Origin of the sequence: Brevibacterium pityocampae, assembly GCF_039541555.1 — a bacterium.
Lineage (GTDB): Bacteria > Actinomycetota > Actinomycetes > Actinomycetales > Brevibacteriaceae > Brevibacterium > Brevibacterium pityocampae.
Window position 1 is genome coordinate 124,378 of sequence record NZ_BAABGL010000015.1, and the last position, 25,855, is coordinate 150,232.

The 25,855-nt window shown below is 71.4% G+C and carries 23 protein-coding genes; 17 read left to right on the forward strand and 6 right to left on the reverse strand.

What is annotated here, in order from left to right:
• The first annotated feature begins 83 nt into the window (after window positions 1-83).
• The 6 genes from ABD883_RS10390 to ABD883_RS10415 all read left to right on the forward strand — a co-directional run bounded on the left by ABD883_RS10390 (window position 84) and on the right by ABD883_RS10415 (window position 5,587).
• A complete protein-coding gene (locus ABD883_RS10390) occupies window positions 84-1,073 on the forward strand; it encodes an aldo/keto reductase (protein WP_265808292.1) in 990 nt (329 codons plus the stop codon).
• Entirely contained in the window at window positions 1,070-1,858 is a 789-nt protein-coding gene (locus tag ABD883_RS10395) for an SRPBCC family protein (protein ID WP_137319041.1), read from the forward strand. The genes ABD883_RS10390 and ABD883_RS10395 overlap by 4 nt, the downstream gene beginning before the upstream one ends.
• On the forward strand, window positions 1,848-3,101 hold the full coding sequence (tsaD, locus tag ABD883_RS10400) for a tRNA (adenosine(37)-N6)-threonylcarbamoyltransferase complex transferase subunit TsaD (protein ID WP_345031945.1): 1,254 nt from the start codon (window positions 1,848-1,850) through the stop codon (window positions 3,099-3,101). Before ABD883_RS10395 ends, tsaD begins: the two co-directional genes overlap by 11 nt.
• Entirely contained in the window at window positions 3,085-3,657 is a 573-nt protein-coding gene (locus ABD883_RS10405) for an NUDIX domain-containing protein (RefSeq protein ID WP_137319043.1), read from the forward strand. The genes tsaD and ABD883_RS10405 overlap by 17 nt, the downstream gene beginning before the upstream one ends.
• 224 nt (window positions 3,658-3,881) lie before the next feature.
• Window positions 3,882-5,045, forward strand: a complete 1,164-nt coding sequence (locus ABD883_RS10410; RefSeq protein WP_345031949.1) for a helix-turn-helix domain-containing protein — start codon at window positions 3,882-3,884, stop codon at window positions 5,043-5,045.
• Window positions 5,042-5,587, forward strand: coding sequence for an N-acetyltransferase (locus ABD883_RS10415; RefSeq protein ID WP_345031952.1), 546 nt, complete (start codon window positions 5,042-5,044; stop codon window positions 5,585-5,587). The genes ABD883_RS10410 and ABD883_RS10415 overlap by 4 nt, the downstream gene beginning before the upstream one ends.
• A gap of 113 nt (window positions 5,588-5,700) precedes the next feature.
• On the opposite strand, the gene ABD883_RS10420 is transcribed toward ABD883_RS10415, so the two are convergent.
• Window positions 5,701-6,837: a glutamate--cysteine ligase gene (locus ABD883_RS10420; RefSeq protein WP_137319046.1), complete on the reverse strand. Its 1,137-nt coding sequence runs from the start codon at window positions 6,835-6,837 to the stop codon at window positions 5,701-5,703.
• Window positions 6,838-7,008: 171 nt separating this feature from the next.
• Here ABD883_RS10420 and ABD883_RS10425 point away from each other — a divergent pair, with 171 nt between their 5' ends.
• Window positions 7,009-8,601: a glycoside hydrolase family 3 N-terminal domain-containing protein gene (locus ABD883_RS10425; RefSeq protein ID WP_247423047.1), complete on the forward strand. Its 1,593-nt coding sequence runs from the start codon at window positions 7,009-7,011 to the stop codon at window positions 8,599-8,601.
• Between the two features lie 9 nt (window positions 8,602-8,610).
• Here ABD883_RS10425 and ABD883_RS10430 read toward each other — a convergent pair whose 3' ends face one another.
• On the reverse strand, window positions 8,611-9,567 hold the full coding sequence (locus ABD883_RS10430) for a sulfurtransferase (protein WP_247423045.1): 957 nt from the start codon (window positions 9,565-9,567) through the stop codon (window positions 8,611-8,613).
• 387 nt (window positions 9,568-9,954) lie between these two features.
• Entirely contained in the window at window positions 9,955-11,286 is a 1,332-nt protein-coding gene (locus ABD883_RS10435) for a THUMP-like domain-containing protein (protein ID WP_247423041.1), read from the reverse strand.
• 114 nt (window positions 11,287-11,400) lie between these two features.
• Between ABD883_RS10435 and rsmA the strand changes: the two genes are divergently transcribed.
• The 5 genes from rsmA to ABD883_RS10460 all read left to right on the forward strand — a co-directional run bounded on the left by rsmA (window position 11,401) and on the right by ABD883_RS10460 (window position 17,222).
• Complete coding sequence (gene rsmA / locus ABD883_RS10440; RefSeq protein ID WP_425548435.1) at window positions 11,401-12,387, forward strand: 16S rRNA (adenine(1518)-N(6)/adenine(1519)-N(6))-dimethyltransferase RsmA; 987 nt, start codon at window positions 11,401-11,403, stop codon at window positions 12,385-12,387.
• Window positions 12,384-13,484 (forward strand): 4-(cytidine 5'-diphospho)-2-C-methyl-D-erythritol kinase, encoded by a 1,101-nt coding sequence (locus ABD883_RS10445; RefSeq protein ID WP_247423039.1) that lies wholly within the window; start codon window positions 12,384-12,386, stop codon window positions 13,482-13,484. Before rsmA ends, ABD883_RS10445 begins: the two co-directional genes overlap by 4 nt.
• Window positions 13,485-13,568: 84 nt before the next feature.
• Window positions 13,569-14,498: an alpha/beta hydrolase family protein gene (locus tag ABD883_RS10450; RefSeq protein ID WP_247423037.1), complete on the forward strand. Its 930-nt coding sequence runs from the start codon at window positions 13,569-13,571 to the stop codon at window positions 14,496-14,498.
• Between the two features lie 291 nt (window positions 14,499-14,789).
• Window positions 14,790-16,823, forward strand: coding sequence for an ABC-F family ATP-binding cassette domain-containing protein (locus tag ABD883_RS10455; RefSeq protein WP_247423036.1), 2,034 nt, complete (start codon window positions 14,790-14,792; stop codon window positions 16,821-16,823).
• Between the two features lie 153 nt (window positions 16,824-16,976).
• Window positions 16,977-17,222 carry a hypothetical protein gene (locus ABD883_RS10460; RefSeq protein WP_247423033.1) on the forward strand — a complete coding sequence of 82 codons (246 nt, stop codon included), beginning with the start codon at window positions 16,977-16,979 and terminating at the stop codon, window positions 17,220-17,222.
• A gap of 233 nt (window positions 17,223-17,455) precedes the next feature.
• Here the strand turns inward: ABD883_RS10460 and ABD883_RS10465 are convergent, their stop codons facing one another.
• A complete protein-coding gene (locus tag ABD883_RS10465) occupies window positions 17,456-17,578 on the reverse strand; it encodes a hypothetical protein (protein WP_345031962.1) in 123 nt (40 codons plus the stop codon).
• Between the two features lie 185 nt (window positions 17,579-17,763).
• Here ABD883_RS10465 and ABD883_RS10470 point away from each other — a divergent pair, with 185 nt between their 5' ends.
• Window positions 17,764-18,378 (forward strand): DUF418 domain-containing protein, encoded by a 615-nt coding sequence (locus ABD883_RS10470; RefSeq protein ID WP_345031965.1) that lies wholly within the window; start codon window positions 17,764-17,766, stop codon window positions 18,376-18,378.
• Here ABD883_RS10470 and ABD883_RS10475 read toward each other — a convergent pair.
• Entirely contained in the window at window positions 18,368-19,351 is a 984-nt protein-coding gene (locus tag ABD883_RS10475) for an SDR family NAD(P)-dependent oxidoreductase (protein ID WP_425548436.1), read from the reverse strand. The two genes, ABD883_RS10470 and ABD883_RS10475, sit on opposite strands and share 11 nt — an antisense overlap.
• Window positions 19,352-19,375: 24 nt before the next feature.
• A complete protein-coding gene (locus ABD883_RS10480) occupies window positions 19,376-19,924 on the reverse strand; it encodes a MarR family winged helix-turn-helix transcriptional regulator (RefSeq protein WP_175406898.1) in 549 nt (182 codons plus the stop codon).
• 288 nt (window positions 19,925-20,212) lie between these two features.
• On the opposite strand from ABD883_RS10480, the gene ABD883_RS10485 reads away from it, so the two are divergent.
• The 4 genes from ABD883_RS10485 to ABD883_RS10500 all read left to right on the forward strand — a co-directional run bounded on the left by ABD883_RS10485 (window position 20,213) and on the right by ABD883_RS10500 (window position 25,851).
• On the forward strand, window positions 20,213-21,310 hold the full coding sequence (locus tag ABD883_RS10485; protein WP_247423029.1) for a BMP family lipoprotein: 1,098 nt from the start codon (window positions 20,213-20,215) through the stop codon (window positions 21,308-21,310).
• A 352-nt stretch (window positions 21,311-21,662) separates the two neighbouring features.
• Window positions 21,663-23,237, forward strand: a complete 1,575-nt coding sequence (locus ABD883_RS10490) for an ABC transporter ATP-binding protein (RefSeq protein WP_345031969.1) — start codon at window positions 21,663-21,665, stop codon at window positions 23,235-23,237.
• Window positions 23,234-24,529 (forward strand): ABC transporter permease, encoded by a 1,296-nt coding sequence (locus ABD883_RS10495; protein WP_345031971.1) that lies wholly within the window; start codon window positions 23,234-23,236, stop codon window positions 24,527-24,529. The genes ABD883_RS10490 and ABD883_RS10495 overlap by 4 nt, the downstream gene beginning before the upstream one ends.
• Window positions 24,526-25,851: an ABC transporter permease gene (locus tag ABD883_RS10500; RefSeq protein WP_345031974.1), complete on the forward strand. Its 1,326-nt coding sequence runs from the start codon at window positions 24,526-24,528 to the stop codon at window positions 25,849-25,851. Before ABD883_RS10495 ends, ABD883_RS10500 begins: the two co-directional genes overlap by 4 nt.
• The last annotated feature ends 4 nt before the right edge of the window (window positions 25,852-25,855 follow it).

The following is a 25,855-nucleotide window of genomic DNA, read 5'->3' on the forward strand; positions in this document are numbered from 1 at the left end:
ATGAGCGTCCCGCGGGGTGCCGGGATTCTGGGAGTGTCCGTCAGACCGCGAGATCTCGCAGGGTCGCTTGATAGCCTGGCGACATGGACCTCATTCCCCTCGCAGACACCGACCTCCGCGTCCATCCGCTCAACCTCGGCGGCAATCCGTTCGGCTGGGGCGCGGACCGGGAGCAGAGCTTCGCCGTCCTCGACGCCTACGCCGCCGCCGGCGGGAACTTCATCGACACCGCAGACATGTATTCGTGCTGGGTCGAGGGCAACTCCGGTGGAGAGAGCGAGTCGATCATCGGTGCGTGGATGGCCGAGCGCGGCAACCGCGACGACATGGTCATCGCCACGAAGGTCGGCATGCTCGAGGGCCGCGCCACCCTCGATCCCGCGAACATCCGCGCCTGCGTCGAGGACTCCCTCCGACGCCTGCGCACCGACCGGATCGACCTCTACTACGCCCACCAGGACGATCCGGATGCCGACCAGACGGCGGTCGCGGAGACCTTCGACGCGCTCGTGCGCGAGGGCAAGGTGCGCCACCTCGGCGCCTCGAACTTCTCCCTCGACCGTCTCCGGAGCGCTCAGGAGATCGCGCGGGCGAACGGCCTGGCCGAGTACCGCGTGATCCAGAACCGCTTCAACCTCGTGTCCCGCGACGACTACCCCCGCGAGTACGAGGAGCACCTCCGGGCCGATCGCATGGCGCTGCTGCCCTTCGCCTCGCTCGCCGGCGGATTCCTCACCGGCAAGCACATCCCCGGTGCGAAGGTCGACTCCGTGCGCGGCGGCGCCGTGGCGAAGTACGTCGACGACCAGCAGGCCGTCGACGCGCTCGGCGTGCTCCAGAGCGTCGCCTGCGACCACGTGACCAAGACGACCGCGGTCGCCCTCGCCTGGCTGCTCGCCCACGACACGATCCCCTCGGTGATCGCCTCGGCCCGGGTCCCCGAGCAGCTCGGCGACCTGCTCGCCGGCGCCGACCTCACCCTGAGTCCCGAGGAGATCGAACGGCTCGACGCCGCCTGGCCGGACGCCGGACGCGCGGCCGCACCTCGTGAGCAGAAGGACGGCGCACGATGATCGACGCCTCGCTCATCGTCTGGGAATCCGGCACCGACCTCGTCATCGACACCGAGGTCGACGCCTCGCCGGCCGAGGTCTGGCGCCGGATCGCGGACGCGGACGAGTGCGCCGAGTGGTTCGCGCCCTTCACCCGGGTCGATGACGACCGGGTGCGCTTCCGCCTCGACGACGGCGAGGACGTGGCCGGGCCGGACAGCCCTGGATCCAGCCCCGGATCGGGCACCCCCGGAACGGACCGCTCCGGGGTGGGCAGCACTGGATCGGGCACCCCTGGATCGGACAGCGCCGGAACGTACGGAGCGGATGAGGCTGGGCCCGCGGACCCGGAGGCCGGCGGCTCCCTCGAGGCCGAGGTGCTCAGCTGCGAGGAGGACTCCCACGTCCTCCTCGAGTTCGCCGCGCTCGGCCGGCTCGGGATCTCGCTGCGGCCCACGAACGACGGCACCCGCATCTCCCTGACCTGCACCTTCGCCACAGCGGAGGAGGCCGCCGAGATCCTGCCCGAGGTGGGACCGGTGTGGGAGACCCACCTGAGACTGCTCCGCGAGGCTGTGGGCGCCGGTGCCTCGGACGTCCCCGAGAGCGAGCTCACCGCCCGCTACGAGCAGCTCGCCGCCCAGGCACAGGACGATTCCGACAGCAATGATCCGGAGGACACCGACCGGCCGGGCGAGGAATCGACCGGCATCGACTACGGGAGCCACGACTTCGGCTCCCATGACCCGGGCGTCCCCGGAGCCCCGGAGCGCCGACCCGGCGGCGACGGACCCCATGATCGCTGACGGCCTGACCGGCGACCGTGCCCGCGGCGACAGTGCGCGCAACGACCGTGCCCGCGGCGACAGTGCGCGCAACGACAGTGCGCGCAACGACCGTGCGCACGGCGGCCGGGCCGCAGGCGGTGCCGCGACCGGCGACGACAGCGCCGCCCGCGCCGCCGCCGGGCCGCTCGTCCTCGGCATCGAATCCTCCTGCGACGAGACCGGGGTGGGGATCGTGCGCGGCCGCACGCTGCTGACGAACACCATCGCCTCGTCGATGGACGAGCACGTCCGCTACGGCGGGGTCGTCCCGGAGGTCGCAAGCCGCGCCCACGTGCAGGCGATCGGCCCTGCCGTGGCACAGGCGCTCGCCGAGGCGCAGGTGCGCATCGAGGACCTCGACGCGATCGCCGTCACGGCCGGCCCCGGGCTGTCCGGTGCCCTGCTCGTCGGGGTGTCCGCCGCGAAGGGGCTCGCCGCCGCCACCGGCCTTCCCCTCTACGGCATCAACCACCTCGCCGCGCACGTCGCCGTCGACCTCGTCGCCGAGGACTCGCCCGGCCTCCACACGCCGACGATCGCGCTCCTCGTGTCCGGCGGGCACACCGAGATCCTGCGGATCGGAGACATCGTCGACGACATCGAGCTGCTCGGCGCGACGATCGACGACGCCGCGGGCGAGGCGTTCGACAAGACCGCCCGGCTGCTCGGACTCGACTACCCGGGCGGACCGAACATCTCCCGCGCCGCGGCCGGAGCGCTCGACGGCACCGGCGTCCCCGGCGACCCGCAGGCAGTGCGGTTCCCGCGCGGGCTGTCCACTGCGCCGGACCTCCGCAATCCCGCGCGCCGGCACTCCTTCTCCTTCTCCGGGCTCAAGACCGCCGTGCTGCGCTTCGTCACCGCGCACGAGGCCGGGGCGGGTGACCGCGGGATCCGGCTCGCCGATGTCGCCGCGAGCTTCGAGGAGGCCGTCGTCGACGTGCTCGTCACCAAGACCCTGTTCGCCTGCGAGGACACCGGGATCGACCACGTGCTGCTCGGCGGGGGAGTCGCGGCGAACACCCGGCTCCGGGAGCGGCTGACCGAGCGCTGCGCCGCTGCCGGCGTCACCCTGCGCGTTCCGCCGCTGCGGCTGTGCACCGACAACGGCGCCATGGTCGCAGCGCTCGGCGCTGAGATCGCGTCCCGCAGCCTCGCCCCTTCGCCGTTCGACTTCGGCGTCACCTCATCCCTGGAGGCCCACGATGTCCTCATCGCCTGATGCGCCGCAGCCCGGCGCCCCGGATTCCGGCACCCCGCACCACGGTGTCCCCGCAGGCGGCCCCGTGCCGCCGCGCCGCCACCGCCGATCGGGCGACGGCTGGGTGGAGACGCCCGAGGGGAGGTTCTGGGGGAAGTTCGGCGCCGCCGGTCTGCTCATCCACGACCCCGAGCGCGGCGTGCTCCTGCAGCACCGGGTCGCGTGGTCGGCCGAGGGCGGGACGTGGGGCATCCCCGGGGGTGCGATCGATGCGGGGGAGACCGCGCTCGCCGGCGCGATCCGCGAATGCCACGAGGAGGCCGGGGTCCCCGCGCTCGACGGCACCGGGGTCGAGGTGCTCGACACCCATGTGCTCGAGAAGCAGGGCTGGAGCTACACCACGGTGATCGCGCAGGCGACGACCCGGCTCGAGGAGTTCGTCAACGACATCGAGAGCGTCGAGCTCGCGTGGGTCCCGCTCGACGAGGTCGAGGGCTACCTCCTCCACCCCGGATTCAAGAACGCCTGGCCCCACCTGCGCAGCGTGCTCGAGGAGAACCCGCCCGCAGGGGAGTGAGTCCGCGCTCCGTCAGGCGACCCGCACCTCCGTCCGATGGCCCTGCGCGCCGCACATGCGTCGAGTGGTCGAAGATCCACGATCCCGAGCCGGAGATCGAGGATCTCTGGCCACCTGAGCACCGCCGGACCTCAGTTCACTGCCGGCCGGCGGCACCGTTCACCTCTGCAGGGCCCAACGGACGTGCCGTTGGGAATTTCCCAACGGCACGGTAGGATGGAGCGATGGACACCCAGCTCATCGAGGTCGGACAACGGATCCGGTCCCATCTCCCTGCCGAGATGACGCAGCGCGGTCTCGCTGAGGCTGTCGGCATGAAGCCCGATGCGCTGTCGCGCGCGCTGAGCGCGCAGCGGGGATTCACCCTGTCCGAGATCACCCGCATCGCGCGCGCGCTCGACGCGGACCTCACCTGGCTGCTCACCGGTGCTCCGAACCCTCACCATCTGGAGTTCGCGGCGCGGCACGCATGGGATCCGCAGCGCAAGGAGCGGTCGAACCCGGGCGCGCGCGACGATGCGCAGATCCTCGACCGGATCGCCGATCTCTACCGGCGTGCATTTCCAGGCTCCGTGCCGGCCTCCGGAGCGATTCCGGCGGATCCGCAGGGGGTGCGCGCGAGTCTCGGCCCTGATTTCGTCCGCACGTTCGCAGAGAGCATCGAAGCGACGTTCGAGATCGACGTGATCCGCATGGCAGGACTGTCGACGGACTACTCGCTGCGGATCGGTGAGCGCGGGATCATCGTGCTCAATTCGAACCCCAGCTGGTTCCGCAGCAATTGGTCGTTGGCCCACGAACTGGCTCATCTGGCACTCGGCCACCACGACGGCTCCCGCCATCCGGTGAAGGCCCGGGAGAACGACGCGGACGCCTTCGCCGCCGAGCTGCTGCTTCCCGCTGAACAGATCCGCGCGCACGACTGGTCCGCGATGTCGGAGAGCGAGCTCACGCAGGTGCTGTGGACGCTCGGGGTGTCGACCAGGGCGCTTCTGACCCGGCTGCGCTTCCTCGAGGTCGCGGTATCGGCCGAGGCCGGCGCGGCCCTGGAGAGCAGCACCCCGGCGCTCCTCCGCGGGGCCCCGGACCCGCTCGACGGTGCGCGCCCGAACCGCCGTGCAGTGGCCGACCGACAGCAGCAGGCATCTTCCCAGCGCTTCCCTCTCGCGCTCGTTGAAGCACTCACCGCGCGGGTCGAATCCGGGGAGGCCGACCCCGGGGAGCTCGCCTTCGTGCTGGGCGTCGACATCGAGGACGTGCTCACGACCTTCGAGGTAGAGGAACCGGAGACCGAGGCCGAGGCGGTGGACCGACTGCTCGACGACCCGGCGCACAGGCGCAGCACGCCGGCACTCGGTGCCTGGCTCGAGTCGCGGCAGCAGGCATGACATCCGAGCGCCTCGAGTGGTCGACGATCACCGATCGGCGCTCCGCCGCTGTGCTCCAGTCATTCACCTGCACGGTCGAGCGACCGCGCACCCCGGCCGGTCGGCGGCTGCCGCATCCCGTGCCCTGGGAGTGGGAGGCGCAGGCGCTCTTGAGGAACGCGAGCCATCGGATGCGCGTGGGGGACGAGCTCGTCGTCGGTCGCGTCCCGGGCGAGGACGTCATCGCAACAGGGGCCTGGCTCGAGTTCCACGAACTCGAAGTCCACGAGGTCGGGATGCCGGCCGTCTACATCACCTCGAGCGGGGTGCACGTCGCGCACCGCGGCTGCGGCGGACACCTGGCAGACGAGCTCGTCGACCGGGCGATCCGGCGCTGTCGTGCAGTGATCGATCCGAGCGGAGCGCCGAGCGGGATCGTGCACGGCAAGGTGCACGTGCGGAACGTCTCCTGCGAGAACCTGCTGCTCCGGCACGGATTCGAGCCCGTGGGCCTGCCGCAGAGCACCTATCAGGAGTGGGCGCTGCTCGTCGATCGGGCATGAGAGCACAACCTGGTCAGGTGGCCGAACAACCAGGATCCCGAGCCGGAATTCGAGGATCTCCGACCATCTGAGCACCGCCGGACCTCAGCCGGCAGTTCCAGACGGACCTCGGCTCACCGCTGCAGGACGGACCGCTCGCCGGTGAACTCCTCGCACAGCTGCCGCGCCACCGAGCGCAGGTCGCCCGTCCGCTCGTACTCGGCGATCTGCCGCTGGTAGCTCGCACCCGCCTCGGCGAAGCGGAGCATCGCCTGGAGGTCGCTCGTGCAGCCCAGCCGCTCGGCGACCGGCGCCAGCCGCTCGACCTCCTCGGCGAGGACGGTGGTGACGACCCGCTCGCGCGCCTCGGCGTTCTCGATGATGATCGCGTCCATGCCGTAGCGGGCGGCCCGCCACTTGTTCTCGAAGTGGAACCAGTCCGGCATCGTCGGCAGGGTCTCCCCGCGGTCGAGCCGCTCCGACATGTCGTCGACGAGGCACTGGACGAACGCCGTCACTGCGCACACCTCGGCCAGGGTCGGCATGCCGTCGCACACGCGGACCTCGATCGTGCCCCAGCCGGGGGAGGGGCGGATGTCCCAGCGGATCTCGTTGACATGGTCGATGACACCGGTGGTGAGCATGTCGTCCACATAGCGCTCGTAACCCGCCCAGGTATCGAACTGATACGGCAGGCCGGCGGTGGGCAGCTGCTGGAACAGCATCGCCCGGTTCGAGGCGTACTCGGTGTTCTGCCCGTCCCAGAACGGGGAGGAGGCGCTCACCGCCTGGAGGTGCGGCACGTAGGCGAGCAGCGCGCTGAGGATCGGCAGCACCTTGTCGCGGTCGTCGATCCCCACGTGGGTGTGGACGCCGAAGATCAGCATGTGCCGCCCCCACCACTGGGTGCGGTTGATGAGCTCTGCGTAGCGCTCCTTGTCGGTGACCTGCTGATCGGCCCAACGGGAGAACGGGTGCGTGCCGGCGCTCATGAGCCCGATGCCGAGGGCGTCGGTGATGGTCCGCAGCCGGCCCACCGCGCTGCCGAGGTCCTCGCGGATCCCGTCGACTCCGCGGTGGACGCCGGAGACGATCTCGACGGTGTTGGTGAGCATCTCGCCGACCACCCGCGTGTCCAGACCCGGCACCTCGGCCACGGCGTCGAGCACCTCGCTCGCCCGGGGTACGAGGTCGAGGGTCGCGGGATCGACGAGGGCGAGCTCCCATTCCACCCCCAGCGTGGAGCGGTCGGAGCGAGCGAATTCAACCATGGGCGTCATCCTATGCCAGCACTTCGCCGTGTCCGCGCGCCGTCGTCATCGACGGTCGCACAGGAGCCGGACAGCCGTCGACGACCACCGCGCACGGTGCCCGAGGTGCTTCCGGGCGTCCTCCCACCCGCCGTGCCCGCGATGCCCAGGCGCAGTCGCTACCATGGCCGGATGCGCATCATCGCCCTCGTCGCCTGTGCGCTGCTCACCCTCACCGGATGCACCATGGGCAGCGCTCCCGCCGGCGCACCCGGAGGCCACTCCGACCCGAGCACCGTCGAACCGACCCCGGGAGCCGATGCGCCCGAGGAGATCGTCGAGGTCGCGGATTTCCGGGAGCCGGCCGCCGAGGTGGTCGCCGGGATGGACGACGAGGCGCTCGCCGGGGCCGTGGTCATCGGCTCCTTCGACGGCACGGATCCGTCCGCCGGGGCCGCGCTCGTGGCGGACAACGCGCTCGCCGGCGCGATCGTCATGGCCTACAACCTGCCGGAGAACCCGACTCCGGACGATGTCCGAGCGGTCACCGGCGCGATCACCGAGGCGAGCGCCGACCGCGAGGCGCCGGTGTTCCTCGGCGTCGACCAGGAGGGCGGGCCGGTGTCCCGGCTCGGCACCGCGGCCCTCGACATGCCCCCGCTCATGGCCTTCGGCGCAGCCGACGACCCGGCCCTGACCACCGCGGCGATCCAGGCGCAGGGCGAGGACCTCCGCGGCCTCGGGCTCACCGCCGACTTCGCCCCCACCGCCGACGTCACGATCGGCGCCCGGGACGCCGCGATCAACGTCCGCTCGGCCGGCGACGACCCCGCGCTCGTGTCCGGCACAGTCGAGGCGGCGATCCGGGGCTACTCCGATGCCGGCATCCTGTCCTCGGCCAAGCACTTCCCGGGCCACGGAGCGCTCACCGACGACTCGCACGACACCCTGCCGGTGTCGGAGAAGAGCATCGCGGACATGGACGAGCGCGATATCGCGCCGTTCCGCGCCGCGGTCGCCGCCGGCGTCCCGATGGTGATGATGGGCCACATCGGCCTGCCCGGCTCCGAGGACACCCCGGCCTCGGTCGACCCCGACGCCTATGCGGAGCTCCGCGAGGTGCTCGACTACGACGGTGTGGTCGTCACCGACGCGATGAATATGGGTGCGGTGCCCGCCGGTCCGCGCGGGGCCGAATCGGTCGAGGCGATCCGCGCCGGCGCCGACCTCGTCCTCCTCCCGCCGGACGCGCAGGCGTCGGTGGGTGCGCTGCGCGAGGCCCTCGACTCCGGCGACCTCGACCGGGAGCGGCTCGTCGAGGCGGCCGAGCGGGTCGTCGCGATGCAGCTGTGGCAGGAGCACGCCGCGGAGCTCGCCGTCACGGTCGACGACCACACCGCGCGCATCGATGCGCTCGCCGAGTCGGCGCTCACCGTGGTCGCCGGCGAATGCACGTTCGCCGAACCGGTCGAGGAGGTCGCCGTGGTGAGCGGCGAGCAGGCCGCGATCTCGGCCTTCACCGCGCAGGCCGAGGAGAACGGGCTGAGCATCGAGGCGAACGCGGACACGACGGTCGCCCTCGACGAGGGGGCCTCCGCCGACGTCGTCTACGGCACCCGCGGGCCGTGGCGGCTGGCGGGCAGCCGGGCGGACACCGTGCTCGCCGGCTACGACGACTACGACGCGGGGTTCGGCGCGCTCGCGCGGTACCTCACCGGGGAGACGGACGCGGGCGGCGCCCTGCCGGTGGAGGTCGACGGGGTCGAGGCGCCGGACTGCCGATAGCGGACGAGCTCAGCGCTCGGCGCCCGTGGCGACGGGGCGGTCCGGGTCGTTCGACCAGCCGGACCAGCTCGGCGGGAACAGCGCCGCCTCGACGCCGAGCATCGAGAGGACGAAGGCGTCGTGGCAGGCGGTGACGCCGGAGCCGCAGTACACGCCGACAGGGCTGCTCGGATCGGACCCGCCTGCATCCGCGCCGGCCGGATCTGTCCTGTCCGCGCCGGTGCCGCTCCTGTCCTCCCGGTCCGTGCCCGGGAGCACGCCGAGTTCGCGGTAGATCGCGCGCAGCTCGTCCTCGGGGCGGAAGAACCCGCCCTCCGTGTTGTCTGCAGCCGGTGCGTTCCGGGCCCCGGGGATGTGCCCGGCCTGCGGGTCGAGCGGTTCGGTCTCGCCGCGATAGCGCTCCGGTGCCCGCGCATCGAGGACGATGCCCGTCCGCGCGCGGTCGGCCACCTCATCGGCGTCGAGCACCGGGAGGGAACCGGGCGCGATGTCGAAAGCGCTCGGATCCGGCAGCTCGGGGATGTCCGTGCTCACGGGGCGGCCGGCGGCGCGCCAGGCGCCGAACCCGCCGTCGAGGAGCCGGACGTTGCCGACACCGGCCCAGCGCAGGAGCCACCAGGCGCGGGCCGCGCCGAGTCCGGCATTGTCGTCATAGACCACCACCGGCGTGCCTGCGTCGATGCCCCAGTGTCGCACCGTCTGCTCGAAGGTCGCCGCAGAGGGCAGCGGGTGGCGTCCGGCCGTGGGGCCGGCTGCGTTCCCTTCGGCCGGGTGAGCGGTGCGATGGTCGGCGAGCTCCTCGTCGAGGGACACGTAGTGCGCGCCGGGCACATGTCCGGCTGCGTAGTCGGCGCTGCCATCGGGCTGCTGCAGCGTCCACCGGACGTCGAGCAGGACCGGGGGAGCTGCGCTCATGAGCTCCTCGGCGAGTCGCTCGACGGTGATGAGATGGTCTTCGCGTGCCACGGCAGGTCTCCTCGGTCGGTCTCATGGGAAGTGCGGTGCAGTTCTGATGACGGTGCAGTGCTGACGACGATGAAGGACTGACAACGGCGTCGTACAGGCAGAAGCGTCGTTCGGACCGCACGACTGCCAGGATTCCGCACGCGCGCACCGAGCGCAATGGGGCCGGTGGACCCTGCGCGGAGGGATCGACGCGCCGATCGGCCAGCAGATCGTGATCGCCGCCTGTGCCGGCCGTGCGCAGCGGCCTCCGGATCCGATGCCCGCACCGGCCGTCCCCACGGGCCTGTGGAGCCGTGCGCATCGGCCGCCGGCCTCCGGATCTGCCGGCCTCATCTGCCGGCCTCCAGATCTGCCGGCTGCCGTGGGCGCCTGAGGACTGCGGATGCTTCAGAGCTTCGGCGCGACCGGATCGGTGAGCAGCACGACGTGGTGCTCGCCGATCCGCGTGAACACGAGCGTGGCGGGTTCGCCGGTGGGCAGCTTGAGGCGGCGGCGCACCTGTTCGGGGACGATGTCGGCGCCGCGCTTCTTGATGACCACGCGGCCGATGCCGCGGGCCACGAGCGCGGCGCGCAGCGGCTTGAGCCCGGCCGGCAGCACCTCGCGGATCCGGTAGGTCCGCACGAGCTTGGCCGCGGCTCCGGTCGGCACCCGGTCCCCGGTGAGGTAGGCGATCGGCCTCGAGATCCGGCGCGCGTCCAGCGGCTCGCACAGGGCGGTGACGAGCCCGGCGCGCACGAGTGCCCCATCGGGCTCGAAGAGGTAGGAGCCGAGGTCCCCGATCCCGTCCTCGTCGTCGACCGGCACCTCGGACTCGTGCACCTGGACCGGGCCCTGCGGGTGCAGCACGAGGGCGTTGCGCCCGGGGCGGAGCACGGCGTCCCCGGCGTAGAGCGCGACCTCGACGACGTCGCCGTCGTGGGACACCCACTGGGCCTCCCAGCCGTCGGGGACGAGCGCGTGGTCGAGCGCCGGCCCGAGCTTGATGCCGGCCGCCCTGACCCGGGACGCGGCGTCGAACGCCCAGGTGAGCGAGGGGGAGAACGCCTCGGGATCGGAGATCCGGCGGGTGGAGCCGTGCGCGTCCGTGGTGCCCTTCCCGGCACCGGCACCGGCACCTGCCGTGCCGCTGACCGACTTCCCACCGGACTTCCCACTGGACGTCCCACCGGCCTTCCCACCGGGCTTCCCGCCGGGCAGGACGCGGCGCGCCGGGTCGAGCCACAGCGCGTCGACGTGCTCGAGGTCGTGGTCCTCCGCCAGGCCGTGCGTCACCGTGACGGTGTCGAGGTGGCGGAGGTTGAAGGTCGCGATCGCAGCGGTGACCTCGTCGGCCTCGACCGCCTCGACGGCTTCGATGGTGCTGTCCATCCCGGCGAACGCCATGGTGTCCGCGCCGAGTCCGCAGCCGAGGTCGGCGAGCCGGGTCGGCTCGACGGCGAGCATCCGGCGGGCATGGTGGGCGGCGACCGGCAGCCGGGTCGCCTGGGCGAGACCATCGCGGGTGAAGAGCATGTCCGAGGCGAACGGCCCGAACTTCCCCTCCGCCTCGACCCGCAGGGCCGCCTGTGCGAGGAGCGCGGTGGCGGCCTCGGGTTCCAGGCCCTCCTTGCGCAGGCGCGCGGCGAGCGCGAGCTCGTCGGAGGGCCGGTAGTCGATCTCGGCGAGGCGGGCGAACACCTCGGGCTCGAGCAGGCGGGCCAGCGTGCGTGCATCCATCCCCTCAGCCTAGAGGACCGCGCCTGTCGGCCGAGGGCCTCTGCCCGAGTGCCCTCGGTCGCCGGTCTCCTGCGCTCGGCTGCGCCTCGGGACCGTTCGTCTAGGGTGGGAGACGTGACCACCTTGCTCAGCGCACGCGACATCCGGGCCATGGCCGCGGAGCTGCAGCTGCGACCCACGAAGCAGCGCGGCCAGAACTTCGTCATCGACCCCAACACCGTGCGCATGATCGTGTCCGCCGCCGGCCTGAGCGAACCGTGCACCGTCGCCGAGGTGGGCCCCGGCCTGGGTTCGCTCACGCTCGGCCTGCTCGATGCCGGCCACCATGTCATCGCCGTCGAGATCGACGAGCTCCTCGCCTCGCGGCTGCCGCGGACCGTCGCCGAGCGCTGCGGGGACGACGCCCCCTTCGACCTCGTCGTCGCCGATGCGCTGCGCGTCACCGAGCTGCCGGAGTCCCCGGAGCTCGGTCCGCCCGCCGCGCTCGTCGCGAACCTGCCCTACAACGTCGCCGTCCCCGTGCTGCTCCACTTCCTCGAGACCTTCCCGACGATCCGCACCGTGCTCGTCATGGTCCAGGCCGAGGTCGCCGACCGGCTCGCGGCCGAGCCCGGCTCCCGCACCTACGGCGTGCCGAGCGTCAAGGCGCGCTGGTACGGGACGGTGAGCCGCGCCGGCTCGATCGGCACGAACGTGTTCTGGCCGGCCCCCAACGTCGACTCCGGCCTCGTCCGGATCGAGCGCCACGCCGATGGCCGCCGCACCGGTGGAGATCCAGCAGGTGCAGATCCTGTTAGCGGGAATCCTGCAGGTGCAGATCCTGCAGGTGCAGATCCTGCCGGTGGAGACGGAGCCGGGGATCAGCGCGGGTCCGACGGAGCCCACCGCGGGGCACCGTCCCGCGAGTCGGTGTTCGCCGCGATCGACGCCGCCTTCGCGCAGCGCCGCAAGACCCTGCGCGCCGCGCTCTCCGGGTGGGCCGGCAGCCCCGCCCGGGCCGAGGAGATCCTGCGCGCGGCCGGGATCGACCCGCGGGCGCGCGGCGAGGTCCTCGACATCGACGACTACGTGGCACTCGCCGCGGCGAAGGAGACTGTGTGAGCCCCGATGTGAGCCCGAACCCGAATCCGGATACGGGACCCGGCCCGCCGTTCGGGTCGGCCGGCGGCCCGTTCGATGGCCCGTTCGATGGCTCGGTCGACGGTCCGGCCCCCGTGAGGGCGCGCGCCTACGGCAAGATCAACGCCTTCCTCTCCGTCGGTCCGCTTGAGGACGACGGCTACCACTCCCTCGTCACGGTGTTCCAGTCCCTCGACCTCGCGGAGACCGTCACCCTCATCCCCGCCGCGGAGCACTCGGTGACCCTGACCGGGCGGTACGCCGACACCACCGTGCCGCTCGACGCCTCGAACCTCGGGCTGGCGGCTGTCCTCGCCCTCGCCGAGGCGACCGGGGTCGAGGTGCCCGTCGAGGTCGCGATCGAGAAGAACGTGCCGGTGGCCGGAGGGATGGGCGGCGGCTCTGCTGATGCAGCGGCCGCCCTCGTCGCCTACGCCCACCTCGTCGGATGCACCGACAAGGAGCTCATCCACAGCGTCGCCCGCGAGCTCGGCGCGGACGTGCCCTTCGCGCTGCGCGGCGGCACCGCGCTCGGCACCGGCCGCGGCGACGAGCTGACCCCGGTGCTCGGGCGCGGCGAGTTCCACTGGGTGCTCGCCACCTCCACCGGTCGGCTGTCCACGCCCGAGGTGTACCGTCGCCTCGATGAGATCCGCGCCGCCCGCGGCGATGCGGGGCCGGTGACGTGCGGCGAGCACGCGGGGGCAGGCGACGGCGACAGGACCGGCGACGTCACCGGCGTGGGCGCCCACAGCGCCGTCGACCCCGCCGAGGTGCTCCGCGCACTCGGCACCGCGGATCCCGAGGCGCTCGCCGGAGTCCTCCACAACGACATGACCGAGGCCGCGATCGACCTCCTGCCCGGCATCGCCGACATCATGGAGACCGGAGTGCGGGCAGGAGCGCTGCGCGCCCTCGTGTCCGGCTCCGGCCCGACGGTCGGATTCCTCGCCCGTGATCACACGCACGCGCTCGAGATCGCCGTTCTCCTCGAGGCGAGCCGCGGCGTCCGCCAGGTCGTGCGCACCACCGGCCCGGCCGGCGGCGCCCACCTCGTCCCGCCGCCCGCCGCGGCGTGACAGCCTGGGGCGCGCGATATCCGGGCGCACGAGGATACGCGCGACGATGTGTACTCATCGGTAGGTTGGGATAGGTTCGGGGCCATGGACCGCACGCCTGACGACCGCACCGCCGGCGACCGCACCGCCGAGGGCGGCGATATCGAGATCCGCGGGCCCGAGACGACGGAGGACATCGGCTTCCCCGTCGGGCCCGATCGGATCTCCGGCACCGTCTGGCACCCGGTGGGCGCGCCGCGCGGGGTCATCATGATCCATCCCGCGACCGCGACCCCGCGCCGGTACTACCGCGCGTTCGCCTCCTGCATCGCCGCCTCCGGCATCATCGCCATGGCCTACGACTACCGGGGTACGGGGGAGTCCGGGGATCCGCGCGACCACCCCGGAATGCGGATGCGCGACTGGATGAGCGAGGACGTCCCCGCCGCCGCTGCCTGGTGCCGGGAGCGCTTCCCGGACCTGCCGCACGCAGCCGTCGGCCACAGCATCGGCGGCCACGCGATGGTGCTCGGCCACGGGCTCGAATCGGTGTCCCGCTTCGCCGTCGTGTCCGCGCACGTGGCGGCGACACAGCGGATCGCGAAGCGGCGCGAGCGGCTCCGCGTGGGTGCGCTGCTCACCGTCGTCGGCCCGGTGCTGTGCCGGACGCTCGGCTACATGCCCGGCAGGCGCCTCGGCCTCGGGGAGGACATCCCCGCCGGGGCGATGCTCGAATGGGGCCGCTGGACCCGGCTGCCCGGATACTTCTACGACGACCCCACGATGCATGCCCGGGAACGTGCCGGGGCGGTCGAGGCCGAGGTGCTCGCGATCGGTGCCGACGACGACCTGTGGGCCAGTCCCGACCAGATGGACGCGCTCCTCGCACCGCTGCACCGAGCGAGCGTCGAACGGCGCACCTATGCCCCCGCCGAGCTCGGCGTGCCGCGCCTGGGCCACCACGGGCTGCTGCGACGCGGCACCGGCGAGGCGATCTGGCCGGACCTCATCGACTGGCTCAGCCGGGACTTCTGAGTCGGGATTTCGGGGCTGGGGCTGCTGGGTGAGGACGGCCGAGTCGAGTTCACCGGGCCTGCGCGCTACCGGGTCGACCGGGAGGCCTGGGAGAGGTTCGGCGTCGCGGAGCAGGGGACCGCCCATCTCGAGGACGCCTGGTCCGTTGCTCTCGCCGCGCTGGAGTGAAGGCCGGCACTGGAGTGAGGGCCCATGCGGGAGTGAGCGCCCGCCCTGGGGACCGGGCCGGGGGAATGAGTGCCGGCCCGCGGGCCTCCTCTAAGCTTGAGGCGCCCCCACAGAAGGAGTCCCATGCACCTGCTCGGCTGCGAGTCCGTGAGCCTGTCGTACCCCAATCGCACGATCCTCGATGAGGTGACGCTGGGGATCAGCGCCGGCGACCGGATCGGGATCGTCGGCCGCAACGGCGACGGCAAGTCGACGCTCATGCGGATCCTCGCCGGCGTGCTCGACCCGGACTCCGGACGCGTGACGGCGCGCGGCGGCACCCGGGTGGGCTACCTCGAGCAGGCCGACGTCCTCGACCCGACGCTCGATGTGCGGACCTCCGTCGTCGGCGACGCGGAGGAGCACGAATGGGCCTCGCAGCCGGCGGTCCGCGACGTCATGACCGGGCTGCTGCGCGACATCGACCTCGGTGCCACGGTGGGCGAGCTGTCCGGCGGACAGCGTCGCCGCGTGGCGCTCGCCCGCCTGCTCGCCGGGGAGTGGGACATCATCATGCTCGACGAGCCGACGAACCACCTCGACATCACCGGTGTCCGCTGGCTCGCCGAGCACATCCGCCGCCGCTGGCCGGCCGGCCAGGGCGCGCTCCTCGTCGTCACCCACGACCGGTGGTTCCTCGACGAGGTCTCGACGATGACCTGGGAGGTCCACGACGCGACGGTCGACGCCTTCGAGGGCGGGTACGCCGCCTACGTCCTCCAGCGCGTCGAGCGGGACCGGCAGGCCGCCGCGGTCGAGGCCAAGCGGCAGAACCTCATGCGCAAGGAGCTCGCCTGGCTGCGACGCGGGGCGCCGGCGCGCACCTCGAAGCCGAAGTTCCGGATCGATGCGGCCAATGCGCTCATCGCCGCCGAGCCCCCGGTGCGCGACACCGTCGAGCTCGTGTCGATGGCGACCTCGCGGCTCGGCAAGGACGTGTTCGAGATGCACGACCTCGGCGTCGCATACCCGGACGCGGGCGGCGGTCCGGTCTCCGGTGGGGGCGAGCCATCTACCGGGGACGAAGCATCCGCCGGGAACGATGCGCCCGCCGGGGAACGTGCGTCCACCGGCGAACCCGGGCCCGCCGGGGAACATCCGTCCGCCGGGGAACCCGTGCTCTCCGGCCTCGACTGGATCATCGGACCCGGTGACCGCTACGGCCTGCTCGGGGCCAACGGCGCGGGCAAGTCGACCCTCGTCAAGGTGCTCACCGGGGAGATCGAGCCGACCGAGGGGCGGGTCAAGCGCGGCAAGACCGTGAAGGTCGCGGTCCTCGACCAGCAGCTCCGCGACCTCGACGCTCTCGCCGATGACCGGGTGCGGGAGATCCTCGCGCGGAAGCGCTCGACCTACCAGGCCGCCGGGGGCGAGCTCACGCCCAGCCAGCTGCTCGAGAAGCTCGGCCTCGGCACCGTGCTGCAGTCACGGGTCAAGGATCTGTCCGGCGGCCAGCAGCGCCGCCTCCAGCTCCTCCTCATCCTCCTCGACGAGCCCAACGTCCTCATCCTCGACGAGCCGACCAACGACATGGACACCGACATGCTCGCCGCGGTCGAGGACCTCCTCGACACCTGGCCGGGCACCCTCCTGGTGATCTCCCACGACCGGTACTTCATGGAGCGCGTCACCGACCACCAGTTCGCGGTGCGCAACCGCACGGTGCGCCACCTGCCCGGCGGCATCGACGAGTACCTCCGGCTCGACGCCGATCCGGCGCTGTCCGGTCGCCCGGACGGCGGCACGGGCAGCGGTGCCACGAACGGCGGTTCCCCGAACGGGGGCGCGGGTTCGGTGATGAGTGCGGTGGCGGGCGCCTCGGGCGGTTCCGCGGGAGCGACCTCGGGCAACGGGTCCGGAGGCAACGGGTCCGGAGGCGGTGGGTCCGGGCTCAGCGCGGCCGAGCGGCGGCGGCTCGGCAAGGAGGTGCAGGCGCTCGGCCGGCGCATCGACAAGCTCGATGCGAGCATCGAGGCGCTCGACGCCGAGCTCGCCGCGCACGACCAGAGCGACTTCACCGGGCTCGCCGAACTCACGGCGAAGCGCGGTGCTGCGGCCGAGGAGAAGGACGAGCTCGAGCTCGAATGGCTCGAGCTGTCCGAGGAGCTCGAGGCCTGAGCGCCTCGGACCCCGATGCCGCCGGCACGGGTTCCCGGGGCGCGGGTTCCTCAGGTGGAGTGTCCGCGGATGCCTGCACTGCGGTCGTCGGAGCTCGGCAGCGGGGTTCCCGTGCACAGGATTCCCGAAGATACTGCTGAGTAACATATGGGCATGACACGACGCCCTGGTGATTCCGCGCGTGCCGCCGCGACTGCCGCGCCCACGGACACCTCTCCCGAACCCACAGCTTCCGAATCCACAGCTCCCCACCCCGCCACAGCGCGGCGGCGGCTCCCGGCGCTCGACGTGCTCCGCGGCATCGCGATCCTCGGCACGCTGCTCACCAACATCTGGATCTTCTCCGGCTCGGGGGCGCGCCTCGACGATCCGGTCCCCTCTGCGGCCGGCCCGGCCTGAGCGGATCCCGTCGGCCCGCCCGGGTTCTTCGACACCACGATCAACTTCGTCACCGACGGGAAGTCCATCGGGCTGCTGACGATCATGTTCGGCATCGGACTCGAGATCCAGCGGCAGTCGGCGATCCGCCGCGGCACCGGCTGGCCCGGTCGATACCCGTGGCGCGCCGCCATCCTCGTGCTCGACGGCCTGCTCAACTACATCTTCATCTTCGAGTTCGACGTCCTCATGGGCTACGGGCTCACCGCGCTCGCGGTGTCGGCGATCATGATCACCGGCCCTCGGGCGCAGAAGATCTGGGTGTACGCCGGACTCGCCGCGCACGTGATGGCGATCCTCGCCGTCCAGCTGCTCATGTCCGGCCTGCCGTTCCTCATGGGGGTCGATCCCGACGACCCCGAGTCCCTCCGGGAGGCCGCCGGGCCGGCGGGACGCGCCGGTCTCGAGCAGGCCGGCGGCGGTGCCGACGCATCGGCGCTTGGGAGCACGGACAGCTACTGGGCGATGGTCCACGAGCGGGTGGTGGGCTTCATCGGCGGCCGTGGCGAGATTCCCGGATGTTCCTCATGGGATCGGACTGTTCCTCGTCGGTGCCCACCTCTTCCGTGCGGGGATCTTCGAGGAGCGAGGGCACCGGCTGCGGAAGCGGACGATGCTGCTCGCCTTCGGCATTGGTCTGCCGATCGACTGGGCGCTGCGGATCTTCGCCGCCGACCACGCCTCGGGCATCACCCGCTACATCACCTCGACCGCGGTCGCCTTCGGGCTGCTCGCCGCGGTCGCCGCCTTCTACGCCAACCGCACGCGGGCCGGGTGGATCGGCACGCCGCTCGCCGCGGTGGGGCGGATGGCGCTCACCTGCTACATCCTGCAGAACCTGCTCGCCTCGATCATCTTCTACGACTGGAGCTTCGGACTGGCCGCGCGGCTCGACGAGGGCTCCATGACGCTGTGGACGATGGTGGTCTACGTGCTGCTCTCGGCCTTCCTCATCGGGCTGAGCATGCTGTGGCTGAAGCACTTCGCGCGCGGGCCGGTCGAATGGCTGTGGGACCTCGGGTTCCGCGGCATCGGATCTCTGCTCGACCGGCGGCAGCAGCGGCGCGCAGAGCGCTCCCGGGCGGGCGAGCAGCACGAGCCGCGAGCTATCGGCTGATCCTCGGTGATTCCGGACCGTGTGCCGGGCCACTCTTCGCCGGACCCGCCTCCTGGCGGCCGGTGAAGCGGTCCATCGATGAGTAGACATGGAAGACGCGGTCGGCGACGAAGTCCCAGGCGCGGGTCGGCAGCACCCCGCGGTAGGCCATCGCGAGCTTGACCGTCCACGGCCGGTTCACCACCGGGGTGCCTGCGAGCATCCCGTTCCAGGCGGCGGCCGCCGCCTCTTCCGGGGTCATGATCGGGGTCAGGAGCGGCCCGCGGGCGCCCGCGAACATTCCGGTGGACACGTAGCTCGGGCAGAAGGTCGTCACCGCGATGTGCCGGTGGCCGGCCCGCGCGAGCTCGAGGCGCATCGACTCGCTCCACCCGATCGCCGCCCACTTCGAGGCGGCGTACACACTCATGTTCGGATTCGGCAGGGTGCCCGCGGCCGAGGCGATGGTCAGGATCCGCTTCGCGCGTCCCCGATCGGCCATCATCGCCGGCAGCACCTCCCGGGTCAGCCACATCGGGGCGAGCGAGTTGACCCGCATGGTGCCCTCGATGTCGCGCTCGGGATCGTGCTCCCAGAACGGCGCGCCGCGCACGATCCCGGCATTGTTGACGAGGATGTCCGGCGCGCCGAGGGTGCTCTCGACGGCGGCGACGCCGGCGCGGATCGCATCGAGGTCGGAGATGTCGACGACGAACGCACGGACCTCGGTGCCGGGCGCGGTCGAGAGCTCCCGGGCGAGCGCCTCGGCCCGGGGCCCGTCGATGTCCCACAGCGCCACAGCGCGCGCACCCTGGGCGACGGCCTTCCGGGCGTAGATCTCACCCATCCCGCGGGCGGCACCGGTGATGAGCACGCAGGCGCCGGCGACCACCTCGGCCCCGGGAGGTGAGGCGGCGTCGGTGCGGGTGCCGCGGGCGAGTGAGCGGCCGAAACGGCCGATCCTGCGCCGGGCGCGCGACTGCGGCTCAATCACCGAGCACCACGGCCACTCGGCGGCTCATGCGCTGCGGGCCGGTGTCTCGGTGTCGATCTGTTCGGCGACCCGCTCGTGGCATTCGGTGAGGACGGAGAGGAACTCAACCCTGGAGCGGGTCTCCGCATCGTCGAGATCGCCGTAGGCCTGGTCGTAGGCCGCGGTGAGGTGCCGGTAGTAGTCCATGACGAGTCGCGCGGAGTCCTCGGTGTAGTACACGGAGATGCGACGGCGATCCGCCGAGTCGCGCTCGCGCACGAGCAGACCGCGGGCCACGAGCCGCTCGAGGATCGAGGTGAGCGTCGAGGCCGACAGCGACAGCTGCTCGGAGATCGAGCCGGGTGTCGCGGTGCGGTCGGCACCGCGCGAGGCGACCACCGTCTGGAGCACCTGGAAGTCGATGAGGTTGAGCTGATGGGCGTGGGCGAACCGGGCGGACGCCGTGCGCACCGTCATCGCCTGCACCTGGTCGGCGTGGACGAGCGAGGCGATCCGGGCGTGGCGGGCGCGCTGTGCCGGGGGAAGCTCTGCGGTATCGGCTTCGAAGAGTTCGAGAAGGGGATCGGGGAGCATGTGGATCATGGTAGCCACGGACCGCAGATTGCGGTTTCATATCGGAATTCGAATCCGCTGTGAATCCCTCGGGTGCGGCAGATGAACGCGGGTAGTCTGAGCGGCGGCATCACCGCTGGCTCCGCCGGCACGCCCCATCGGGATTGCTGCGAGGGCGTCCGGGGCACCTGCGGCACTGTTCGAGCACCGTAACGGAGCAACCGGCACCGTGGCGCACCGCGCGGCACTGTGCAGCATCATGGGAGCATCCAGCTCCCTCCGGCTCCGCCTCATCGTTGGGAGATTCTCGTGAAGCGCACCTACCTGGCACCGGCCGCCGCGATGGCCGCCGCAACCGCACTCGTGCTGTCCGCCTGCGGACAGGCACCCGAGGAGTCCGCCGGAGGGGAGGGCGGCGACACCGATTTCAAAGCATGCCTCGTCTCCGACGCCGGCGGCTGGGACGACAAGTCCTTCAACCAGTCGGGCCGCGAGGGCCTCGACAGCGCCGTGGAGGAGTTCGGGATCGAGGAGGCGCTCGCCGAATCGCAGTCCGACTCCGACTTCGGACCGAACGTCGACAACATGGTCCAGCAGAACTGCAGCCTGACCTTCGGTGTCGGCTTCCTCCTCGAGGATGCGATCCAGGAGGCCGCGGAGGCCAACCCGGACCTGCACTTCGGCCTCATCGACTCGACCTTCGCCGACGCCGACGGCAACCCGGTCGAGCTCGAGAACGCCAAGCCGCTCGTCTTCAACACCGCCGAGGCGGCCTACCTGGCCGGCTACCTCGCAGCGGCGACCTCCGAGTCCAAGACCGTCGCGACCTTCGGCGGCATCCAGATCCCGTCCGTCACCGTGTTCATGGACGGCTTCGCCGACGGCGTCGACAAGTACAACGAGGAGGCCGGCGAGGACGAGCAGGTCACCCTGCTCGGCTGGGACAAGGAGGGCCAGGAGGGCTCGTTCTCCGGCGACTTCGAGAACCAGGGCCAGGGCCAGACCCTGACCGAGCAGTTCATCTCCCAGGACGCCGACATCATCATGCCGGTGGCCGGTCCCGTGGGACTCGGCGCCGCCGCCGCGGCCAAGGAGTCCGAGGGCACGAAGATCATCTGGGTCGACTCCGACGGATACGAGTCCACGGAGTACGGCGACATCATCCTCACCTCGGTGATGAAGCAGATCTCGCAGGCCGTCCACGACACCGTCGAACAGGCCATGAACGACGAGTTCGAGGCCGCGCCGTACGTCGGAGACCTGTCGAACGAGGGAGTCGGCCTGGCTCCGTACCACGACTTCGAGGGCGAGGTGCCCGAGGAGGTCAAGCAGAAGGTCGAGGAGCTCAAGCAGCAGATCATCGACGGCGAGATCACCGTCGAGTCGCCGAACGCCCCGCAGGCCTGAGCCGGCGGAGCTCGCAGCGGCGGGTTCGACCTGACGACCAGGGCGGGTACCGTGGTGATGAATGCCACGGTGCCCGCCGTGTTCGTGGCAGAAATCGGGTGCTGCAGTTCCGGGTACACGCCTTTGAAGTTGAGGGCACCGCAGTGAGTTCGCTGCCATGAGTTCGTGGCCGTGAGTTCGTGGCCGTGAGTCCGATGCGGCGAGCATGGACTGGCGGATGGACAGGTGGATGGACAGGCGGGACGTGCGGACTGCTGGTTCCGAGAACTGCCGCACATGAGAGAGACGCAGCGCACGAGCGCAGCCGGACGAGAGAGACGGTCCTCGGGGGCCTGCATGAGGAGACGCTGACGTGAAGCTCGAGCTTTCCGGGATCACCAAGCGGTTCGGGCCGCTGGTGGCCAACCGCGACATCGACCTCGTCGTCGAACCCGGTGAGATCCACGCCCTCCTGGGCGAGAACGGCGCGGGCAAGTCGACGCTGATGAACGTCATCTACGGCCTCTACCGGCCCGACGGCGGACAGATCCTCATCGACGACCGGCCCGTGACCTTCTCCGGCCCCGGCGACGCCGTGGCCGCCGGCATCGGCATGGTCCACCAGCACTTCATGCTCGTCCCGGTGTTCACCGTCGCCGAATCCCTGGCGCTCGGCTATGAGCCCACGAAGGGCATGGGTCTGCTCGATCTCGCCTCGGCCCGGGAGACGGTGCGCACGATCTCCGAGCGCTTCGGGTTCGACATCGACCCCGACGCGATCATCGAGGACCTGCCCGTCGGCGCCCAGCAGCGGGTGGAGATCATCAAGGCGCTCTCCCGCGACGCGGAGATCCTCATCCTCGACGAGCCCACCGCCGTGCTCACCCCGCAGGAGACCGACGAGCTCATCGAGATCATGAAGCAGCTGCGCGAACAGGGCACCTCGATCGTCTTCATCACCCACAAGCTCCGCGAGGTCCGCGCGGTGGCCGACAAGATCACCGTGATCCGCCGCGGAACCGTGGTGGGCGAGGCGTCCCCGGAGTCGAGCGAGTCCGAGCTCGCCGGGCTCATGGTCGGCCGCGACGTCCACCTCACCACCGACAAGGAGCCCGCCCGGACCCAGGACGAGACCTTCAGCGTCGAGGGCCTCACCGTGCTCGACAAAGCCGGGTTCGTCGTCGTCGACGATCTGAGCTTCGGGGTCCGGCAGGGGGAGATCCTCGCTGTCGCCGGCGTCCAGGGCAACGGCCAGACGGAGCTCGCCGAGGCGATCATCGGCCTGCGTGAACCGCACTCCGGCACGATCTCGCTCGACGGCCGCACGCTCGGCGGCGATTCCGTCAAGGCGCGCCTGGCCTCCGGGATCGGATTCGTGCCCGAAGACCGGTCGAGCGACGGCGTGATCGCCGGGTTCTCGATCCGGGAGAACATGATCCTCGACCAGTACGACCGCCCTCCCTATGCCAGCGGCCTGGCGCTCAAGCCCGCGGTGATCCGTGAGAAGGCGCTCGAGAAGGTCGAGGAGTTCGACATCCGGCTCACGAGCATCGACGACCCGATCTCCACCCTGTCCGGCGGCAACCAGCAGAAGGTCGTGCTCAGCCGGGAGCTCGGCCGTGAGCTCAGCCTGCTCGTCGCCAGCCAGCCCACCCGCGGACTCGACGTCGGATCGATCGAGTTCGTCCACAAGCGCATCATCGCCGAGCGCGACGCCGGCACCCCGTGCATCATCGTGTCGACCGAGCTCGACGAGGTGCTCAACCTCGCCGACCGGATCGCCGTGATGTACCGCGGGAGGATCGTCGGCATCGTGCCGGCCGACACCCCGCGCGACGCGCTCGGCCTCATGATGGCCGGTGTGCCCGAGGACGAGGCGCTCGCCCGCGTGGCCGACGGCTCGGCCGTGACGACCGTATCCCAGGCAGCCGAGGGAGATCTTCCATGACGAACGGCACGAACCCGAGCGAGGCTCCCGGAACGGAGACCTCGGTGACGGGGCAGGAGCAGCCGGCCGACACCTCGGCTGCGGGCGGCACCCTCGCCGCGGGCGGGACCCCGGCTGCGGGGGGAACCCCTGCGGCGAACTCGGTGCTGCGCGACATCATGTCCGGGTCCTGGCTCGTCTCCGTGCTGTCGGTGGTCGTGGCGCTTGCGCTCGGCGGCGTGCTCATCGCCGCAGCGGATCCCGACGTGCAGGCCACGCTCGGCTACTTCTTCGCCCGGCCCGGAGACTTCTTCATCGTGGCCTGGCAGACGGTGTCCGAGGCGTACATGGCGCTGCTGCGCGGCTCGATCTTCGACTGGGAGGCGCGCAGCCTGGTGCGGGCGGTGCGCCCGTTCACCGAGTCGCTCGTCGCCGCGACCCCGCTCATCCTCGCCGGCCTCGGCATCGCACTCGGCTTCCGCTCGGGCCTGTTCAACATCGGTGGCCAGGGCCAGGTGGTGCTCGGCGCGATGTTCGCCGGCTACTTCGGCTACGCGCTCGGCCTGCCACCGGTCATCCACTTCCTGTTCGCGCTCGTCATGGCCGCGGTCGGCGGGGCGATCTGGGCCGGCATCGCCGGTGTCCTCAAGGCGCGCACCGGCGCGAACGAGGTCATCGTCACGATCATGCTCAACTCGATCGCGGGCTACCTGCTGTCGTACCTGCTCACGCAGAGCTGGTTCAAGGCGACGAGCTCGGCGAACCCGGCCTCGCGTACGATATTCGACACCGCAGCGCTGCCGCCGCTGCTGCCCGATCCGTTCCGCCTCCACCTGGGATTCGTCGTCGCGATCCTCGCCACGCTGTTCGTGTGGTGGCTGCTCGAGCGCTCGACGCTCGGGTTCGAGTTCCGGGCCGTCGGCGAGAACCCGGACGCCGCCCGGACCGCGGGCATCTCCGTGAGCCGGGTGACGATCCTCGTGATGATCATCGCCGGCGCGCTCGCCGGCCTCGGCGGGGCCGCCCAGGTGCTCGGCACCGAGGGCAAGCTCACCGGGGGTGTGGCCGGCACCATCGGCTTCGACGCGATCACGGTGGCGCTGCTCGGCCGGTCCCGGCCGCTCGGCACGTTCCTCGCCGGCCTGCTGTTCGGCGCGTTCAAGGCCGGCGGCTACCTCATGCAGTCGCAGACCGGCACCCCGATCGACATCGTGCTCGTCGTGCAGTCGATCATCGTGCTGCTCATCGCGGCCCCGCCCCTCGTCCGTACGATCTTCCGACTCCCGACCCCGGCGAAGAAGGTGGCAGCATGAGCACCGTCGCACCCGACAGGACCCCGCAGCCCCGCGACCCGAGCTCCGGCCCGGGCGGCGCGGCGGCACCGGCAGCAGCACCCGTGAAGCAGCGGGCGTGGAAGTACCCCGTCGTCTACTCGGTGCTCGCCCTCGCCTCGCTCCTGGTGTTCGGCCTGCTCGCCGGCGGCGGCAAGCAGACGACGTTCACCTTCGCCTCGCGCAACGACTTCTTCACCATCCCGCCGCTCCCGGTGCCGTCGAAGGCGACCTGCGTGGCGCTCGGCCTCGTGCTCGTCGTCTTGGCGGCGGTGTCGATCTGGGCGACGTTCAACCGCCGGCGCCTCGGCGTGTGGTTCCCGCTCCTGTTCGGCATCGTGTTCGTGTTCGCGTTCCTCACCTGGTCCGCCGCCGGGGCGGGGCGGATGCCGGTGACGGCGCTCCTCGCCGGGGCGCTCGCGCTGTCGGTGCCGCTGATCTTCGGCGCGATGTGCGGTCTCGTAGGCGAACGCTCGGGCATCATCAACATCGCGATCGAGGGCCAGCTGCTCGCCGGCGCGTTCCTCGCAGCGGTCGTCGCCTCGGCGCTGCAGAACCCGTACGCGGGGCTGTTCGCCGCACCGATCGCGGGCGCTCTGGTGGCCGTGGTGCTGACGTTCTTCGCGGTGCGCTACTGGGTGGACCAGATCATCATCGGCGTCGTGCTCAACGTGCTCGTCGTCGGTGTGACGAGCTTCCTGTTCTCCACCGTGCTCACGCAGGATCCGGCGACGTGGAACGCGCGCCAGCAGCTGCCCAACCTGCCGATCCCGCTGCTGTCGGACATCCCGGTGATCGGGCCGGTGCTGTTCAACCAGAACATCCTCGTCTACCTCATGTACGTCGTCGTCGTCGCGCTGCAGATCTTCATCTTCCGCTCGAAGTGGGGGCTGCGGATGCGGGCGATCGGCGAGCACCCCAAGGCCGCGGACACCGTGGGCATCAACGTCAACCGCAACCGCGTGCTCAACACTCTGCTCGCCGGCGCGATCGCCGGTCTGGGCGGTGCGTTCTTCACCATCGGCTCCGGGCTGGCGTTCGGCAAGGAAATGTCAGCCGGGCAGGGGTACATCGCGCTCGCCGCGATGATCCTGGGCAAGTGGAACCCGATGGGCGCGCTGTTCGCAGCGCTCCTGTTCGGCTTCTCGAAGAACCTCGCGAACGTGCTGTCAGCGATCGGCACCCCGGTGCCCTCGCAGCTGCTGCTCATGCTGCCCTACGTCGTCACGGTGCTCGCCGTCGCCGGCTTCGTCGGCCGCGTCCGCGCACCCGCCGCCGAGGGCAAGCCGTACATCAGCCAGTGACTTG